The following is a 17,716-nucleotide window of genomic DNA, read 5'->3' on the forward strand; positions in this document are numbered from 1 at the left end:
ACTAACTTGCCACCATCACTTTGTTTTTGCCTTGATGTTTAGCGAGGTACATCGCAGTGTCAGCACGATGGATCAAACTATCAGTATCTTTATCTAAACCGGTCGATAATGCCACACCAATACAAGCACTAATCGCAATCACTTTGTCTTCAATAATCACTGGCTCAGAGAAAAGCTGCAGTAACTTTTCAGCAGCACACTGTGCTGCGGTAGTAGAATCCATACTCGGCAGTAATACTACAAATTCATCTCCGCCATATCTGGCAAGAATATCGTGAATAAATAGATGCTTATTCGCTTTATCTGCTAATGATTTGAGTAGCTCATCACCGACTCGATGACCATGTCTATCGTTAACACTTTTAAAGCCGTCTAAATCAATAAATAATAGTGAAAAGTGCTTTTTCTGCTGCAATAGCGATTCAATTTCACCTCTAATTGCCACTCTATTTGCTAAACCTGTAACGGTATCATGATTCGCTAGATGTAAAGCTTTGGCTTGCGCTTCAGCTAAATCAGCAGTGCGATCTGCCACTCTAACTTCTAACTCTTCGCGTCCGTTTTTAATCTCTAAAGACATTTGCCTAAAACTATCAAATAGCTTGGCAAATTCAGCAGTATGAATGCCCCGAGGGTGACGATGAATGTCTCTAACTTCATCGGTAATGCCACGAGTTTTAGCTGTTAAAATATCAATTGGTCGAGTAATCAGTCCAACAATCCACCAACTAAATATGCTACAAACAAGCAGTGAAATTAATGCCACCAATAGGGTAAATTTAATCACGACAAACGCACGTTGATCGAGCTCCACTATGGGTTGTGGGATCATCACCCCCCACCCCGTGAGAGGCACAACATCAAAACCTGCAATCATGTCAGCTTTTACCGCTGGAGAATAAAACTGACTAACTCCGCTTTCACCATTCATCATTTGCTGCACGATACTCACCTTGCTAATGTTTTTAGCCTCGGCCTGCCACTGAACATTAGGATGAGCCAACACATTGCCCTGCTGATCCACAATGGCAGCGTGACCTTTTTGACCAAACATAATGGCTGATTGTAATTGCTTAATATAAGTCGCGTGCATTGTGGCTAACCAAATGCGGTTATCGGTAGTTTGACGGATCATATACAAGGTCGGCTGCACAACGCCTTCTTTATGAATAGGCGTAAAATGAGCTTGTGATAAATTAGATAAATCGAATAAATTAACCGAATCGGTCAAACTGAGAGGTTGGGATTGTTCTGAGCCATATACCACGGTTTCGCGTTGACCGTGCTGATCAAACACTCCAATAGATACCACATCAATGGTGCTTAATAAACTAAACATCTCCTCAGCAATACCCTGTTCCTGATTAGCTTGTTGCAGGCTAATGTTAGTGACAGAGGTGAAAATTGCCAAAGCATCCATTGCATAACGGTTCAATGCTTTAGTGATGTTTTGGGCAAGCAACAAATGCTTGTCATGCACCATATTGTATTCGTTTTCGAGAGCTGAATTCGCGGACCAAAATGAAATTGCAGTAATAGGGATAAGTGACGTTAATATCATCACCAAAAATAACAAATGGCGAAACGGTAATTTCATTGAGATTCCATGCTCGGGTTATCGTATCAATACGTTTTATCGTGACGTTTTTAATTATCTAAACGAGTAACAAACACTTGCTAAGTTACTTGTTTCAAATTGAAAACAATTGTTACAAAACAAGGGGCGCATTGTTACATACGCTCAAAGACTGTTCAACTATTAGCTTTTAAAACAGAATAGTTACTCTAAAAGGTATTATTGAAATTATTTAAGTATGAAAGTTGACGGTAAATAGCGACTTAAACAAAAAACACCGTAGCCCAAGGCGACGGTGTTGATATGATGACTTTAGCAAATAGCCAGCTCCGATAAGCTAACAGTGAGTTACTCTTCTGGCATATCCGCTGTTTGATAGTATTTACCATTAATCCGCTCAATAATTTGAGTGGCAGTCAGATCATGCACCACATTAATCACGGTTGACGCAGCATCAGTTATCGCACCTAAAACCACAAGAATAGGGATCACTTCTAATGGTAAACCTAACGTGGTGACAATAAATATCTCTCCAAGAAAAGCGCCACCTGGCACACCGCCGATAACAAATGCTGATAGAACAGAGATCAATATGGTCAGCATAAATACATCACTGGTGAACTCCATGCCTAATAGCGAATAAATAAATACGATCTTAAGCGCAGTAATCATCGCGGCGCCACCTTTATTGAGATTAACTAATAAAGGCAAACTAATTTCGGCTATTTGTTCGTTTAGTCCCATTTTACCCGCGCTTCTTAAATTGACTGGTAGAGTGGCCAGGGATGAGCTTGTCCCTAATGCTGTTACAGCAGGTTCAAGCATGTTTTGCCAAAACCGCTTAACGCCCGAAACTCCACCACCAAGCCAAGCATAAACGGTTGAACCTAATGTGAGATAAACTAAGGTTGCCACTAAAAATAGTCCAACAGCTCTCGCAAATGTTCCCATTAGCTCTGCATCTTGGCTCGCCATAGTGGCAGCAAAATATGCCCCTAAACCGATTGGAGCGACAAACATTAATATTGAAACAATCTTCATGATGACGGTGTTCAGACTATCAAGTAACGCTGAAACCTTTCGACCATCTTCACCTGACTGTCCAATCGCTATCCCACTTATCACCGACATGATAATGAGTGCCAAAATGTTGGATTTTGATAGTAAGCCAACAAAGTCGTTAGTCGTCAGTAAGCTAACAAAATCCATGCTGCCAGCAACCTCAACAGTATCTTTTAATTCCAACGTCACGCCTTGAGCAGGATCATACGCTATTGCTAACAACACAATGCCAATCGCGGGCACCATTGCCATGACCACTGATACGCCCATGATCGTTGCCAGTATAGAGCCAAGTTTCTTTAAGTCGGTCATCTTTGCAATTGACGACATCACGCTAACCGCAACTAACGGCACAATAATCATGAATAACAAATTTAAAAATATTTGCCCTATAGGCTTAAGCTTTATAGCCAACTCTGGGAACGTAAAACCCAATAATCCGCCGAGCATCAGTGCTGATAATAAGATGATTGATGAACGATAAGCGCTAAGGGCATTCCACATAAATATGTTCCATATAATATTGTGTAGCTAAATGTTGTACTTAATAGTCAGAATAATAAAAAAGCCTGCAACTTGCAGGCTTATTTGACCATGCACTAATTAAAGCACACGTTAACGATGTCCACGACTTCGTCCTTCACGCGCCATTCCTGATTGACGGGCTTGACGAGAACGATTCAAGCTTTGATGATCAAAGCCACCGCTTGGGCGACTGCGATTGATTGAATTGTTCATGTTAGAAGGCCTCGTTGAAGGCATCGTCGTAGGACGCGAAGAAGGCATCGTACTTGGCTTGCTGATATTGCTCGGTTTACTGATATTGCTCGGCTTATTCAAATTAGTCGGTTTACTCACATCACGAGTCGATGGGGCAGTATTCCATTTACCGTCACTGCGGTTTTCCCACTTTCCTTGATTATCACGAGCAACATTACCATGCTTATCGGCAAAAACATCATTGGTGCGATTCTTATTGTGAGTCGCCTTCTTGAAGTTTTTGTTCGCAACCGCAGGGCTTGCTAACCTATCGCGAGTCGCAGGACGATTATACAAGTTATTCTGCTTACCAATTTTGTTGCCATTAATATTAGTCGAATTCATACGATTAGAAATATTGGTACGGTTGCCCACACTAATACTGTTACCAATGTTGATATCACCTGTGTTAATCACTACAGGTCGGCGATAGCCACCACCATAATAACCACCACAACAACGATAAGGTCTATGGTATCCATACCCACCACCCCACACGACACCTGCGCGGAAGAAGCCGTTGCTCCAACTTACACCGACATTCCAACCTGTCCATGGGTTATAACCTACATGTAAACCCCAAGTCGGCGGACGAGGGTAATAATACCGTCCCCAATATGGTGGGTAATACCAACCTGTCCCATAAATAGGTACACCATAATATGGATACGACCACATATAACCTGGGGTATAACCGACATACACGACCTCAGGAGTCGAATCATAAACTTGCACATAGGTAGTGTTGTAAACAGGTGAACTAGCTGGTATTTGCGCTATTTCTTCGTTAGGAATGTCATCAGCTACAATCCACGGACCTTTTGCGGATGCAGAAGTAAACCACACACCATTATCGACTGCGTAATACACCTTATTAATCAATAATACTTGAGTTGAAGTATTAACGGCATAGGAGACTGAAGTGCCCGTTACTGCTTCAAATTTAGGTTCGCCATCATATTCCACTTCAAGCTTAGCTTCATCGCGTTTAATCGCTGCAGTTTGCGGAATTTGCGCATCTAACATTGCTTGATTTGCTTCATCAGTGCCAGCAACTGATACTCTCAGGCCACCAATATCTGACTCAGGTGGAATATCATTAAAGCTGTCAGGTAACTTATCACCTCTCACAAAGGCCCAAGGGCCTGCTTGTTTCTTAGACTTAAACCAACGACCAGACAACAATACATACATATCACCTGATGTCGTTTCGCGAATCCATGCTGTTTCTGTGTTGGCTACATAAAGTAATTTACCGTCAATCAAGCTCTGCCAATTAGGCGAACCATCAGTAGCAACAAGTTCAGTTGGTTTATCAGCGGTAATAATGTGCGGCGCATTAGCCGTGCTTTTTGCAGGTTCATCTTCATCTGTATTCACCATACTGACCAAATCTTCTGGAGGGTAAAGAGTCACTTGCCAAGGCCCCATTGGATCGTCCGCAACGTACCAATACGTGCCACTGCTTAAATAAAGTTTCTTTGATTGAGTATCACGAGCAACTGCAAAAGGCGTATTAAGAATACGCTCATAAGGACTATTTTCAATTTCTCTAAATTGTGGCTCACCATCATAGGACAACAATACGCTGAGCTTAGTGCTAAAGAGAATATCAGGAGCATCGTTTTTAATGTTATCTAAACTGCGTTTAACTTGGTCAGCCGTTTCTAAACTAGCAGATAAGCGATCCATCGAGATTTCAAATCGCGTCTCTGCCAATGCTTCAGACACTGTATCGGTAAAGGTTTGTTGATCTTCCTCTGTTGAAGAAGGCCAGCGGACTTCAGTAACTTGAATATTACGCACAGTGGTGACATCGTCATTAGTATCGATTCTGGCACTAAACCAAAAAGCGCCAAATACAGGGTCTGCTTGGTCTTTCACTTCAAACGACATTGCAGCACGACTTTGCAATACATTGCCATTAAGAGACTCTGGTTGTGGCTGATATACCACTAACGTACCTAGCTTAGTTTCGACTTCTTGAGGCCATTCGAGAGCAAATACAGAGAAGGACATCAACCAAAGTGAGAAAACACCATAGATTAACCCGAATAATGAACGCGGCAGTTTTACTTTCATAACAATTCCTTAGGTATACCCCTATTCACTAACGCTAGCATAACTGAATAATTTTTGAACTAATATGAATGTGCTATTTGCACTTTTTTACAACGAACCAACAAAAAAGCCCTTGATGATTATCATCAAGGGCTTTGAATTTAGCCGATGGCCGATTTACATGAGCGTTAAGCTAAGGCTTATAAGCTGTAGTAAAGTTGGAATTCCATTGGGTGAGTAGTACGAGATACTTGCTCACATTCTTCAGACTTAAGTGCAATGTAAGACTCAATAAAGTCTTTACTGAATACATCACCTTTAGTTAAGAAATCATGATCAGCAGCTAGGTTTTCTAGTGCATTCTCTAATGAAGTCGCAACTTGTGGGATCTCAGCCGCTTCTTCAGCAGGTAGGTCATATAGATCTTTATCCATTGCTTCACCTGGGTGAATCTTGTTTTGGATACCGTCAAGACCAGCCATTAGCAATGCAGAGAATGCTAAGTATGGGTTAGCGGTTGGATCTGGGAAACGTGTTTCAATACGACGAGCTTTAGGGCTAGGTACCACTGGGATACGGATTGAAGCACTACGGTTACGTGCAGAGTAAGCAAGCATTACAGGCGCTTCAAAATGTGGAACAAGACGCTTGTATGAGTTGGTGCTTGGGTTAGTGAATGCGTTCAAAGCACGAGCATGCTTGATGATACCACCAATGTAGTAAAGCGCTAATTCACTTAAACCAGCGTACTTGTCGCCAGAGAATAAGTTAACGCCATCTTTAGCTAAAGATTGGTGAACGTGCATACCACTACCATTATCACCAACAATAGGCTTTGGCATGAATGTCGCTGTTTTACCGTAAGCATGAGCAGTGTTATGCACAACATACTTCATGATTTGGATTTCATCAGCTTTGTTTGAAAGCGTGTTAAAGCGTGTCGCAATTTCGTTTTGACCAGCTGTAGCAACTTCGTGGTGATGCGCTTCAACTACTTGACCTAATTCTTCAAGAATTAGACACATTGCACTACGAATGTCTTGTGATGAATCAACTGGTGCAACTGGGAAGTAACCGCCTTTAACGAATGGACGGTGACCAGTATTACCATCTTCATAGCTAGTACCTGAGTTCCATGCAGCTTCTTTCGCATCAACTTTCACGAAAGTACCTGACATATCAGTACCAAACTTAACATCGTCAAATAAGAAGAACTCTGGCTCAGGACCAATTAATACTGTATCAGCAATACCAGTCGACTTTAGGTATTCTTCAGCTTTCTTAGCGATTGAGCGTGGGTCACGTTCGTAACCTGTCATTGTCGCTGGCTCTAAAATGTCACAACGAATAAGACCAGTCACTTCTTCAGTAAAAGGATCCAATAAGAAAGAAGAAGGGTCTGGCATTAATACCATGTCTGATTCGTTGATGCCTTTCCAACCGTTGATAGATGAGCCATCGAACATTTTGCCATCTTCAAAAAAGTCTTCGTTCACTTGGTGAGAAGGAATAGAGACGTGCTGCTCTTTACCTTTAGTGTCTGTAAAACGTAAATCTACGAACTTAACTTCTAGTTCTTCAATTTGTTTTAGGATTGATTCAACTGACATTCTTAAGCCTCCGGTAGGGTAAAGGGTGGTCCCTTAATGTAATCTTGTTATTCGTCAGACATAATATCTGTAGTTCGAATTTGTTTTGTTATAAGCGACTTTCATGCCAGAAAGATAAACTACTGATTTAGAAAACAATAAAAATATCCACATAACCGAAAACACCAATAACGCACAACTTCGGTGCACCACTATGCGCACTAATGGTGCAAAAGTCCATTTCGGTGCATTGCTTTCAGTAGCATCATTGATCTAGTTCATTAAAGCGTCACTTTATTGCGGTAATATGATCCTTTTCTATTTTTATCTTCTATCTTTAAGTCGTAAATTTTTATTAAAAACGACCTGTTCAAAAATAATCCTATCTACTGAGCCCTCGCTGGAGTAGAATGGCACGCTTTTTTATAGTGGCTATACTTATCAGCCCTATGAATTCCTATTTTTATTTGATGGTATAGAGGTTTTATCCGTGTTAGAGAATTTACGTAACATCGCCATTATTGCTCACGTTGACCATGGCAAAACGACCCTGGTAGACAAGCTATTGGCTCAGTCAGGCACCCTTGAAAGTCGAGGCGAAGCCGCAGAACGTGTAATGGATTCTAACGATCTTGAAAAAGAACGTGGTATCACCATTCTGGCAAAAAACACTGCCATCAAATGGAACGACTACCGTATTAACATCGTAGACACCCCTGGTCACGCCGATTTCGGTGGTGAAGTAGAACGTGTTCTATCTATGGTAGATTCAGTTTTATTATTAGTAGATGCAGTTGATGGTCCTATGCCACAAACTCGCTTCGTAACTAAAAAAGCATTCGCACAGGGCCTTAAGCCAATCGTTGTTATCAACAAGATTGACCGTCCTGGTGCTCGTCCTGATTGGGTTATCGACCAAGTATTCGATTTATTCGACAACTTAGGTGCAACTGACGAACAGTTAGACTTCCCTATCGTATATGCTTCTGCATTAAATGGTTTCGCAACATTAGATCCTGATGAAACAAGCGAAGACATGACCCCACTTTTCCAAGCTATCGTTGAGAAAGTATCTTCTCCTGACGCTGATGCTGAAGGTGAGTTCCAAATGCAAATTTCTCAAATCGATTACAACTCATATGTAGGTGTTATCGGTATTGGTCGTATTAAGCGCGGTAGCGTTAAAACTAACCAGCAAGTGACCATTATTGGTGCTGATGGTAAGAAACGTAACGGTAAAATGGGCCAAGTATTAGGTTACATGGGTCTAGAGCGTCACGAAGTTGAAGAAGCTAACGCTGGTGACATCGTAGCAATCACTGGTTTAGGTGAGCTTAAGATTTCTGACACTATTTGTGCGCCAACAGCTGTTGAAGCATTGCCTGCACTTTCTGTTGATGAGCCAACACTAACCATGACTTTCCAAGTAAACACTTCACCGTTTGCTGGTAAAGAAGGTAAGTATGTAACTTCACGTAATATCCTAGAACGTCTAGAGCAAGAGCTAATTCATAACGTTGCATTACGTGTTGAAGAAACTGAATCTCCAGATCGTTTCCGTGTATCAGGCCGTGGTGAATTACACTTAGGTATCTTGATTGAAAACATGCGTCGTGAAGGTTACGAGTTAGCAGTATCTCGTCCTGAAGTTATCGAAAAAGAAATCGATGGCGAAATGTGTGAGCCATACGAAACATTAACTGTCGATGTTGAAGAAGAGCATCAAGGTAGTGTTATCGAAAAACTTGGTACTCGTAAGGGTGACATGCGCGACATGCAGTTAGATGGTAAGGGTCGTGTACGTATCGATTTCGTTATCCCTAGCCGTGGCTTAATCGGTTTCCAAACTGAATTCATGACTGCTACCTCTGGTACTGGTCTTATTTACCATTCATTCGACCATTACGGTCCAGTGAAAGGCGGTGATATTGGTCAACGTGCTCGTGGCGTATTGATTTCTAACGCAACAGGTAAAGCACTGACATTCGCATTATTTAACCTTCAAGAACGTGGTCGCCTATTTATTGGTCACGCAGCCGAAGTTTACGAAGGCCAAGTCGTTGGTTTACATGCTCGTGCAAATGACTTAACAGTTAACTGTTTGAAAGGTAAGCAACTTACAAACATGCGTGCATCAGGTACTGATGAAGCACAAGTACTAACACCACATATCGAAATGACACTTGAGCAAGCGCTTGAGTTCATCGATGACGATGAGTTAGTAGAAGTAACACCAGAGAACATTCGTGTTCGTAAGCGTTACTTAACTGAAAACGAGCGTAAGCGTCACAACCGTGGTTCTTAATCGTTTTTAATCATGTAATATGATTAAAAAAACCCGCTTAGGCGGGTTTTTTATTACCTGTAAATCACTCATATTTAAAACTAAAACTACGTATCCAACCGATAAACTTTTCCATCTAACCTATAACTATCTATTACTTTATATTCAATCAAAATGAATTTATATTCACAGGTGTAACACTATTTTACTTTAAGTTTATCCATTAGGAGAGCAGTAATGAGCGTGATTTCACAGGTCGATGTCGCAACACAAGCTAATGTCTATTTTGATGGTAAAGTCATCAGCCGCACCATTCATTTTGCAAATGGCAGCCACCAAACCCTAGGCGTGGTGATGCCTGGAGAATATGATTTCGACACCACACAAGCAGAAGTAATGAATATTACCTCTGGTAAATTTGATGTTTTACTCCCAGAAGCCGCTGAGTGGAAAACCATTGTCGCAGGTAGCCTATTTGAGTTAGATGCCAATGTGAACTTTAAGATCCGCACAGAAGTCGTGAGCGAATATCGCTGTCAGTACAAGTAATTAACCAAGATTTACACCAGTGATAGACTAAAGCTATACATCAGTAATTGCTGATTTTTTGTTTAAAAGAGGCTAGTATTAAGGTGATTAAAGCCCAAGGTGAAGGAACCTCCAATGCGCTCGACTCTAATGACCAGTTTAATAACTAGCCTAATTATCAGCCTGATTTTGTGCAGTATGGCTATCTCGAACAGCCACGCAACGGTTTATCGCTGGGTCGATGAAAATGGTAAAGTCCATTATAGTGACGAACCCAAAGGGAATGCTGAAGAGGTTGAACTTAACCAAAATACTCAAAATAACATTTCAGTGAGCCTGCCCGCTGAAACAGAATCTCATGCTAAGCCCACTGAAGCAATTACCTACCGCGTGCGCATTGTTAATCCCACCCAAGAAGAAACCATCCGCAATAACCAAGGCAATTTTACCGTTGTTGCCAGTGCCGCACCTGAATTACCTAACGGTTACCTTCTCGCCTTATATATTGACGACATCCTTTACGGTCAACCACAATCTGGCGCTATTTTTAATGTCACCGAAGTAAATCGAGGTGAACATAACTTAGTGGTTAAGATTTTGACCCAAAACGGCAAAGTCCTTGCATCTAGTTCTGCTAGAAAGATATTTCTACATCAGGCATCAATTGCATTAAAGGCTAAACCTACGCCAATGCCAGCTAAAAATTGATATATATCAAATAGATAAATTTAAGCTGTAAAAATTATTTATTGTTGATTGTCGATGTAGAATAAGTTGCACAACGCACCAAATCGGTGCAACATGATGGTGCAACTTCATTATGCAGGACAATTGATGGACACAAATAATCTGCTGAATCATTTAGTTACCGCCGTTTTCGTTATTGATAGCGAATTACGGCCTCATTATGCCAATGCAGCAGCAGAGCAGTTGTTAGGTGTTGGTGCAAACAAGCTACTTGAGCAACGTCTACCTGAACTTTACCAATTCATGGGCGTTGAAAATCAGTTATTAATTGATTCAGTCAATGCTAACCAAGGTATTACCGTCAACACTGCTGCGCTCATCACATTAGATGGCGTACACCACATCATCGACATCACGTTAAGCCCGATGGAAAGCGAAGATAACTTAAGTTTATTAGAGCTACGTCAAGTCGACCAACAACACCGTATTCATCAGCAACTAAACCTCGATGCCCAGCAACAAGCTGCACAATTCTTAGTTCGTAACTTAGCTCACGAGATCAAAAACCCGCTGGGAGGGCTTCGTGGTGCAGCTCAATTACTTTCTCGAGAATTGGCTGAACCTGAGTTAAAAGAGTTTACCGATCTCATCATCGAGCAAGCAGATAGATTACGTAACTTAGTCGATAAACTTTTAGGACCACAACGCCCAACTCAGCACACTGAACACAATATCCATCAAGTGGTACAGAAAGTCTTAAAGCTGATTGAGCTAACTTTACCCGAAAAGGTGACTCTCTCACGCGATTATGACCCATCGATTCCTGATATGAATATGGATCCCGACCAACTGCAACAAGCGGTGCTTAATATAGTGCAAAACGCCATTCAAGCCCTGGAGCATCGAGGGGGTGAAATCTTAATTAGAACCCGAACCCAGCATCAGGTCACCATTGGTACCCAAAGGTTTAAGCTAGTGTTGGCGTTATCAATTATTGATAACGGTCCAGGTATCCCTGCTGAACTGTTAGATACATTGTTTTATCCGATGGTAACAGGCCGAGAAGAAGGTTCAGGCTTAGGGCTATCTATTGCACATAATATTGCTCGACTACATGGAGGTCGAATCGATTGTGTATCGGCGCCAGGACACACAGAATTTACTATTATCCTGCCATTACAATAACATGCCATTGATGGCTATAGAGGAAGTAACATGAGTATAAGCGAACAAGTTTGGATCCTCGACGATGACAGTTCTATTCGCTGGGTATTAGAAAGAGCCCTACTCGGGGCCAAAATATCTACAGCCAGTTTTGCAGCTGCAGAGTCATTGTGGCAAGCATTAGAGATCTCACAACCAATAGTGATTGTGTCAGACATTCGCATGCCTGGGACCGACGGACTAACTTTGCTTGATCGCTTACAAATGCATTATCCGCATATTCCTGTGATAATCATGACTGCTCACTCTGATTTAGATAGTGCAGTAAGTGCCTACCAAGCAGGGGCATTTGAATACTTACCTAAACCTTTTGATATTGATGAAGCCATTGCACTGGTTGAGCGTGCCTTAACTCATGCAACCGAGCAAGTTCCAGCTCCGAGTGCAGAACCTGAAGTGGTCAAAACACCAGAAATTATTGGTGAAGCTCCCTCAATGCAGGAAGTATTCAGAGCCATCGGCCGCCTTTCACGTTCTTCAATCAGTGTGTTAATTAATGGGCAATCTGGTACTGGTAAAGAGCTGGTCGCAGGTGCTCTGCACAAACATAGCCCACGAAAAGACAGCCCTTTTATTGCTCTTAATATGGCTGCAATTCCAAAAGACTTAATTGAGTCAGAATTGTTTGGCCATGAAAAAGGCGCCTTTACTGGTGCAGCCAACGTTCGCCAAGGTCGCTTTGAACAAGCTAACGGCGGAACTTTGTTTTTAGATGAAATTGGCGACATGCCACTTGATGTGCAAACCCGTTTATTGCGTGTGCTAGCTGATGGGCAGTTTTATCGTGTCGGTGGTCATATTGCAGTACAGGTCGATGTTCGGATCATTGCCGCAACGCACCAAGACTTAGAATTACTGGTGCAAAAAGGCGATTTTCGTGAAGATTTATTTCACCGCTTAAACGTAATTCGAGTACACCTACCACCACTGTCACAACGACGTGAAGATATTGCTCAATTGGCGACTCACTTCCTTATTTCGGCAGCGAAAGAAATTGGCGTCGAACCGAAAATTCTCACCAAAGAAACTGCTACCAAACTTGAGCAACTGCCATGGCCTGGTAACGTCAGACAACTTGAAAATACTTGTCGCTGGTTAACCGTCATGGCATCGGGTCAAGAGATTCTGCCGCAAGATTTGCCGACTGAGTTACTTAAAGATCCTGTCAGTGCAGGCGAAAGGGTCAACGGTGTATCTGATTGGCAAGTGGCATTAACTCAATGGATAGATGAAAAGCTAGCTGCAGGCGAAAGTGATTTACTCACCGAGGTTCAACCAGCGTTTGAGCGGATTTTACTTAAAACTGCGCTCAAACATACTCAAGGGCACAAGCAAGAAGCCGCCAAACGATTAGGCTGGGGACGTAACACCCTCACCCGTAAACTCAAAGAATTAGAAATGGATTAATTTACGGCAAGAGTTGAAACAGAAAGGATAGCGAAAGCTATCCTTTTTAACTTAACTCGCTTTATCTTTTTATGCTAAAGAGCACTCAGTTTAAAACTGGTAATGCAGGCCTAATGCTAACTGTGAAGTATCTGCATCAATATCTAGCATTTCAGAACGATCGGCATCTAAGTCACCGGTGACATACTCATAACTTAAACGTAAGCGCAGCGATTCGGAAACTGCAGCTGTTATGCCAACACCATAAAGCACATTAACACCACTCCAATCGGCAGTATCAAAGCCTTCGTCATAATCGTAATCTGGGTCAACTTCGAGTGCACGAATCGCTAAGCCCACTTTACCAAAAACAGAAAAGGTATCATTGATAGCCCAAGTAAATTTCGGTGCAGCCGAAAAAACAGCTAAACCAAGATCAACACGACCATCTTGTAGATCATTGCTCAGCATCCATTTTCCTTCAATGCCAAACCAATGATTGAAGTTATAACCACCATAAGCACCGAAACCAGCACCAGAATCGTCAAAACTGCCGACTTCCAGTTGTACATTACTCAGTTCACCACCCACATACCAACCCGTATCGCGGGCTTTGTGTTCTTCGGCTGTGACATTAAAAGATAAACCAACCATTAATATTGCACTTGCTACTACAGATAAGCGTTTCATTATCATTCCTTAATAATTCTATCAGCGCAGGCAGCATAGCAGAAAGCACTCACTCATCAATCATTTCAAATGTAGGTATTTGTTCGAAAATGTGTCAATTACGATAAGCTAATAAAAAGGAGTATTGCTGCTCCTTCTTATCATTAACTAATAGATTAATACTGGCTTAACTTATTAAAAACCTGAATTCAGACTAGATAATCATGCTCAGTACACCGACAATAATAAAGGCGATAGTCCCAAGTAATGTTTCCATCACGGTCCACGTCTTTAAAGTGGTTTTCTCATCCATTTCCATTAAACGACCCACAAGCCAGAAGCCTGAATCATTAAAGTGAGACAATACCGTCGAGCCACCAGCAATGGCAATGACAATAAAGCACAGATCAAACTGTGTCAGACCCGAAGTGACAGCGACCATTGGCGCAATCAACGCTGCTGTTGTGGTTAAAGCAACCGTTGCAGAACCTTGAGCAACCCGCAAACAAGTAGCGATAACAAAAGCAGCCACAATGATGGGCATACCAGTATCATTCAATACACCTGCTAAGGCTTCACCGATACCACTGGCACGTAATACACCACCAAACATACCACCAGCGCCTGTCACTAAAATTGCACCACAAATAGGAGCGAGCGAATCACCACACAATTTCTCAAGCTGCTTCATACCGTAATCTTTAGCAAACACAGCAAGACAAACGAGTAAGGTTATTAGCAATGCAATGGGAGTTTTACCTAGCATTCGCAGGCTTTCAACCCAAGTGGCACTGCCATCTATCACACCTGCTACGCTCAAGGTGTTCAAGCCTGTATCTAGAAAAATTAGCAATACTGGTAGCAGTAAGATCATTAATACAGTAATGAACCTAGGCTGTTTAGCAGGGTCAATCACGGTTTCAGAGCTTAAAAAGACTTTGGATAATGGAATATCAAACTTCTTGCCTGCATATAAGCCAAATAGGTAAGCACCGAGATACCACGTCGGAATGGCGACTAAAATACCAATCATCAATAACATGCCGATATTTGCGCCCAGTAAATCAGCTGCGGCAACCGGACCTGGGTGCGGCGGCACAAATGCATGCATAACAGCAAAGGCACCCGCTGATGGCAATGCGTATTTTAACGGTGAGCCGCCAAAGCGTTTGGCTACACTGAATATAATCGGCATCATCACAATTAAACCCGCATCAAAAAAGATAGGGAAGCCAAACAGGAGTGAGGCAACACCCAATGCCAATGGCGCTTTTTCTGCACCGAAACGGCCTATGAGGCTGTCGGCTAATACCTGCGCCCCACCTGTAACTTCTAAGATTTTACCAATCATGGCACCTAAGCCTACTAAAAGCGCGACAGCTGCCAGCGTGCCACCAAAGCCTGACATCATCGTCGGCACGACTTGTTCAGTAGAAATTCCTGTAGCAAGGGCAGTTGATAAACTCACTAATGTTAACGCCACAAAGGCGTGCATTTTGAGTTTTATGATCAATAAGAGTAAAGCAGTTATAGCCGCAGCAGCGACCATTAGTAGGTAGGTAGGATCAGCAGATTGAGCTAAAGTGTCCATGGTATGTTCCATCGTTCTTTTAGGTATTCTTTATCAAGTTGATTAAATCTAATCTAGTCAAAAAAAATCAACTCAACGCGGTACTATCACTCAGCTTCGAGATATACTTTCGAAACGGCTAAAGTATATAGATCAACCCTGATTTGAGGTACGTAAATGACCGGTAAAACCATTATTGTGATGGGTGTGTGTGCTTGTGGTAAAAGCACCGTTGGCGAAAAGTTAGCAAATAGCTTGAATGCGAAATTTATTGATGGTGACGACCTACATCCACGAGCTAATATTCAAAAAATGGCCCGTGGCGAGCCATTAAACGATGATGATCGCTCACCGTGGTTAGAGCGTGTTCGTGATGCCGCATACAGTATCGAATCAAAAAATGAAACGGCCATCATTGTTTGCTCTGCATTAAAACAACAATACCGAGACACCATACGAGAAGGTAACCAACAAGTCGCTTTTCTATATCTACAAGGCAGTTACGAGCTTATCTTGGCAAGAATGCAGGCTCGAAGTGGCCACTTTATGAAACAAAACATGGTCGATAGCCAGTTTGCTACCCTTGAAGATCCTAGCCAAGAAAACTTAGTCGTCACTGTTAATGTCGATAACAGTATCGACAATATTGTTTCACTCGCTGTTAAGCAATTTAAACAGCTAGGTTATTAGCCTATCTTGCTCAAACAGACATGAAAAAGCCGCTAACAATCATTATGAAGCGGCTTTATTATGTTAATAATCCAGGTCACATACTGAGAAGCAAACTGATTTAACAGGCTAATCGATGGGGTCTTGGTGAATAATCACTTCCGCACTATCAAATGCTTCACATAAACGTTTCTCAGTGTTGTCGGTTATTTCATGGGCTTCACGTAATAGTAATGAGCCTTTTAACTCGATATGAAACTGGATAAACGTTGTCTTACCCGCTTGTCGAGTACGTAAGTCATGTAAGCCATTCACTCTAGGATCTTGTTTAACAATCTCGACAATTTCTGCACGGGTTGCTTCATCTAGCTCACGATCAAGCAAAGACTGAATAGAGCGATAACCTAAATCTATTGCTTGATGACCTATGTATAAAGCAATCAATACCGCAAATAAACCATCGGCCCACCACCAGCCATATTGTGCCAGTACCAAAGCGAGTAACACTGCACCATTTAAAAAGAGGTCAGATTTATAATGCAGTGAGTCCGCTTCCACCACAGTGCTATTGGTTTTTGCTAACGCTTTTTTCTGCAGCATAACCAAGGCAAATGTCATCACTAGCGCAATGATAGACACCACCACACCTAAACCAGCATGAGTAACTTCAACAGGGTTAAAGAGTCGCTCACCGCCATAAAACATCAGCAAGAAGGCTGACCCAAGAATGAATGCAGATTGGGCTAAAGAAGCTAAAGGCTCCGCTTTACCATGGCCATAACGATGATCGTCATCAGCAGGTAAAATCGCATAACGAATAGCAATGAAGTTAACGATGGAAGCAAGTGCATCGGCAAACGAATCGGTTAACGATGCAAGCATGCTCGCCGACCCAGAGTAGAGCCATGCGAGCAATTTGATCACAATAAGGATTAACGCGGTGGCTACCGCTGCGCGACTAGCTAACTTAACCCAAAAATCGTAGTCTGAATCTGTTGTCATAATAGAGGTCATCACGCCTAAATAAATGCAGTAGTAACCTCCAGTATAACGGAGTCAGTTAACAATTAACCACGACCTTTACCTTTAGCTTTGGTAAAACGTGAGTCAAACTTCGCTTTTTGCTCTTCAGTCAGTAGCTGGTAGATTTCATTTTGCATTTTCATGAAGTTTTTCATGCCTTCTTTTTGCTTCAACTGTTTCGCTTCAATGATTGAATCAGCCTTGGCATCGTCAAAGTTAGCATTGCTGATAAGCGCTAGCATTTCAGTTTTATGTGCAGCACGTTCTTCTGCTGATGGACGCTCGCCTTTCTCTTCTTTGTACTTCTCAATAATCGCTTTTACATCTGTGCGTTGAGTGTCAGTTAAATCGAGTGAACGTAGCATTTTACGAACACTTTTATGCATACTTTTACCGTGGTGCTTACCACCATGTGCTCGCTCACCCTTTTCTTGTGTCTGTTCAGTTTGAGTATTGGTGTCTGTGCTTGTTGCGTACACCTGACCTGCTAATAATGCAGAAGAAGCAACTAGGGCTAATAAACTGTTTTTTACTGTTAAACGTGATTTCATAATCTCACCTATATATTTGCTTAATTCATCATTTGAAGAATGGCTACCAGCACTTGATCAAATTGATTAAATAGCACT

Annotated in this window: 14 protein-coding genes; 6 read left to right on the forward strand and 8 right to left on the reverse strand. The window is 42.0% G+C overall.

Translation table 11 applies throughout. The features are described from left to right. Position 1 precedes the first annotated feature (1 nt). From QPX86_RS19290 to glnA, 4 genes are all read right to left on the reverse strand, one after another. The gene (locus tag QPX86_RS19290; protein WP_285163627.1) at positions 2-1,597 is read right to left on the reverse strand and encodes a sensor domain-containing diguanylate cyclase; all 1,596 of its coding nucleotides are present in this window, start codon (positions 1,595-1,597) and stop codon (positions 2-4) included. A 327-nt stretch (positions 1,598-1,924) separates the two neighbouring features. Further along, a complete protein-coding gene (locus QPX86_RS19295) occupies positions 1,925-3,142 on the reverse strand; it encodes a dicarboxylate/amino acid:cation symporter (protein WP_220753303.1) in 1,218 nt (405 codons plus the stop codon). Positions 3,143-3,253: 111 nt separating this feature from the next. Next, positions 3,254-5,479: a carbohydrate-binding family V/XII gene (locus QPX86_RS19300; RefSeq protein ID WP_285163628.1), complete on the reverse strand. Its 2,226-nt coding sequence runs from the start codon at positions 5,477-5,479 to the stop codon at positions 3,254-3,256. A 179-nt stretch (positions 5,480-5,658) separates the two neighbouring features. Then, positions 5,659-7,068, reverse strand: coding sequence for a glutamate--ammonia ligase (gene glnA / locus QPX86_RS19305; RefSeq protein ID WP_285163630.1), 1,410 nt, complete (start codon positions 7,066-7,068; stop codon positions 5,659-5,661). Between the two features lie 469 nt (positions 7,069-7,537). Between glnA and typA the strand changes: the two genes are divergently transcribed. The 5 genes from typA (at position 7,538) to glnG (ending at position 13,177) form a co-directional block, all read left to right on the forward strand. Continuing rightward, on the forward strand, positions 7,538-9,352 hold the full coding sequence (gene typA / locus QPX86_RS19310) for a translational GTPase TypA (protein ID WP_220753299.1): 1,815 nt from the start codon (positions 7,538-7,540) through the stop codon (positions 9,350-9,352). Between the two features lie 216 nt (positions 9,353-9,568). After that, entirely contained in the window at positions 9,569-9,880 is a 312-nt protein-coding gene (gene ppnP / locus QPX86_RS19315) for a pyrimidine/purine nucleoside phosphorylase (RefSeq protein WP_285163632.1), read from the forward strand. A gap of 114 nt (positions 9,881-9,994) precedes the next feature. Next, complete coding sequence (locus QPX86_RS19320; RefSeq protein ID WP_308443216.1) at positions 9,995-10,567, forward strand: DUF4124 domain-containing protein; 573 nt, start codon at positions 9,995-9,997, stop codon at positions 10,565-10,567. A gap of 126 nt (positions 10,568-10,693) precedes the next feature. Beyond that, entirely contained in the window at positions 10,694-11,731 is a 1,038-nt protein-coding gene (gene glnL / locus QPX86_RS19325) for a nitrogen regulation protein NR(II) (protein WP_220753297.1), read from the forward strand. A 30-nt stretch (positions 11,732-11,761) separates the two neighbouring features. After that, positions 11,762-13,177: a nitrogen regulation protein NR(I) gene (gene glnG, locus QPX86_RS19330; RefSeq protein ID WP_220753296.1), complete on the forward strand. Its 1,416-nt coding sequence runs from the start codon at positions 11,762-11,764 to the stop codon at positions 13,175-13,177. A gap of 90 nt (positions 13,178-13,267) precedes the next feature. Here glnG and QPX86_RS19335 read toward each other — a convergent pair whose 3' ends face one another. Further along, on the reverse strand, positions 13,268-13,846 hold the full coding sequence (locus QPX86_RS19335; RefSeq protein WP_220753295.1) for an outer membrane protein: 579 nt from the start codon (positions 13,844-13,846) through the stop codon (positions 13,268-13,270). 193 nt (positions 13,847-14,039) lie between these two features. Beyond that, on the reverse strand, positions 14,040-15,416 hold the full coding sequence (locus QPX86_RS19340; RefSeq protein ID WP_285163636.1) for a GntP family permease: 1,377 nt from the start codon (positions 15,414-15,416) through the stop codon (positions 14,040-14,042). Positions 15,417-15,572: 156 nt separating this feature from the next. Here QPX86_RS19340 and QPX86_RS19345 point away from each other — a divergent pair, with 156 nt between their 5' ends. Continuing rightward, complete coding sequence (locus QPX86_RS19345; RefSeq protein WP_220753293.1) at positions 15,573-16,085, forward strand: gluconokinase; 513 nt, start codon at positions 15,573-15,575, stop codon at positions 16,083-16,085. Positions 16,086-16,193: 108 nt separating this feature from the next. Here the strand turns inward: QPX86_RS19345 and fieF are convergent, their stop codons facing one another. Continuing rightward, the gene (fieF, locus tag QPX86_RS19350; protein ID WP_285163637.1) at positions 16,194-17,066 is read right to left on the reverse strand and encodes a cation efflux pump FieF; all 873 of its coding nucleotides are present in this window, start codon (positions 17,064-17,066) and stop codon (positions 16,194-16,196) included. 65 nt (positions 17,067-17,131) lie between these two features. Beyond that, a complete protein-coding gene (locus QPX86_RS19355) occupies positions 17,132-17,638 on the reverse strand; it encodes a Spy/CpxP family protein refolding chaperone (RefSeq protein ID WP_285163638.1) in 507 nt (168 codons plus the stop codon). Positions 17,639-17,716: the final 78 nt, after the last annotated feature.

The organism is Shewanella goraebulensis, assembly GCF_030252245.1.
GTDB lineage: Bacteria > Pseudomonadota > Gammaproteobacteria > Enterobacterales > Shewanellaceae > Shewanella > Shewanella goraebulensis.

Excerpts from the sequence above, each read along its gene's own strand:
- QPX86_RS19290 (WP_285163627.1), bottom strand. The coding sequence starts at position 1,597 with ATGAAATTACCGTTTCGCCATTTGTTATTTTTGGTGATGATATTAACG.
- QPX86_RS19295 (WP_220753303.1), bottom strand. The coding sequence starts at position 3,142 with ATGTGGAATGCCCTTAGCGCTTATCGTTCATCAATCATCTTATTATCA.
- QPX86_RS19300 (WP_285163628.1), bottom strand. The coding sequence starts at position 5,479 with ATGAAAGTAAAACTGCCGCGTTCATTATTCGGGTTAATCTATGGTGTT.
- glnA (WP_285163630.1), bottom strand. The coding sequence starts at position 7,068 with ATGTCAGTTGAATCAATCCTAAAACAAATTGAAGAACTAGAAGTTAAG.
- ppnP (WP_285163632.1), top strand. The coding sequence starts at position 9,569 with ATGAGCGTGATTTCACAGGTCGATGTCGCAACACAAGCTAATGTCTAT.
- QPX86_RS19320 (WP_308443216.1), top strand. The coding sequence starts at position 9,995 with ATGCGCTCGACTCTAATGACCAGTTTAATAACTAGCCTAATTATCAGC.
- glnL (WP_220753297.1), top strand. The coding sequence starts at position 10,694 with ATGGACACAAATAATCTGCTGAATCATTTAGTTACCGCCGTTTTCGTT.
- glnG (WP_220753296.1), top strand. The coding sequence starts at position 11,762 with ATGAGTATAAGCGAACAAGTTTGGATCCTCGACGATGACAGTTCTATT.
- QPX86_RS19335 (WP_220753295.1), bottom strand. The coding sequence starts at position 13,846 with ATGAAACGCTTATCTGTAGTAGCAAGTGCAATATTAATGGTTGGTTTA.
- QPX86_RS19340 (WP_285163636.1), bottom strand. The coding sequence starts at position 15,416 with ATGGACACTTTAGCTCAATCTGCTGATCCTACCTACCTACTAATGGTC.
- QPX86_RS19345 (WP_220753293.1), top strand. The coding sequence starts at position 15,573 with ATGACCGGTAAAACCATTATTGTGATGGGTGTGTGTGCTTGTGGTAAA.
- fieF (WP_285163637.1), bottom strand. The coding sequence starts at position 17,066 with ATGACAACAGATTCAGACTACGATTTTTGGGTTAAGTTAGCTAGTCGC.
- QPX86_RS19355 (WP_285163638.1), bottom strand. The coding sequence starts at position 17,638 with ATGAAATCACGTTTAACAGTAAAAAACAGTTTATTAGCCCTAGTTGCT.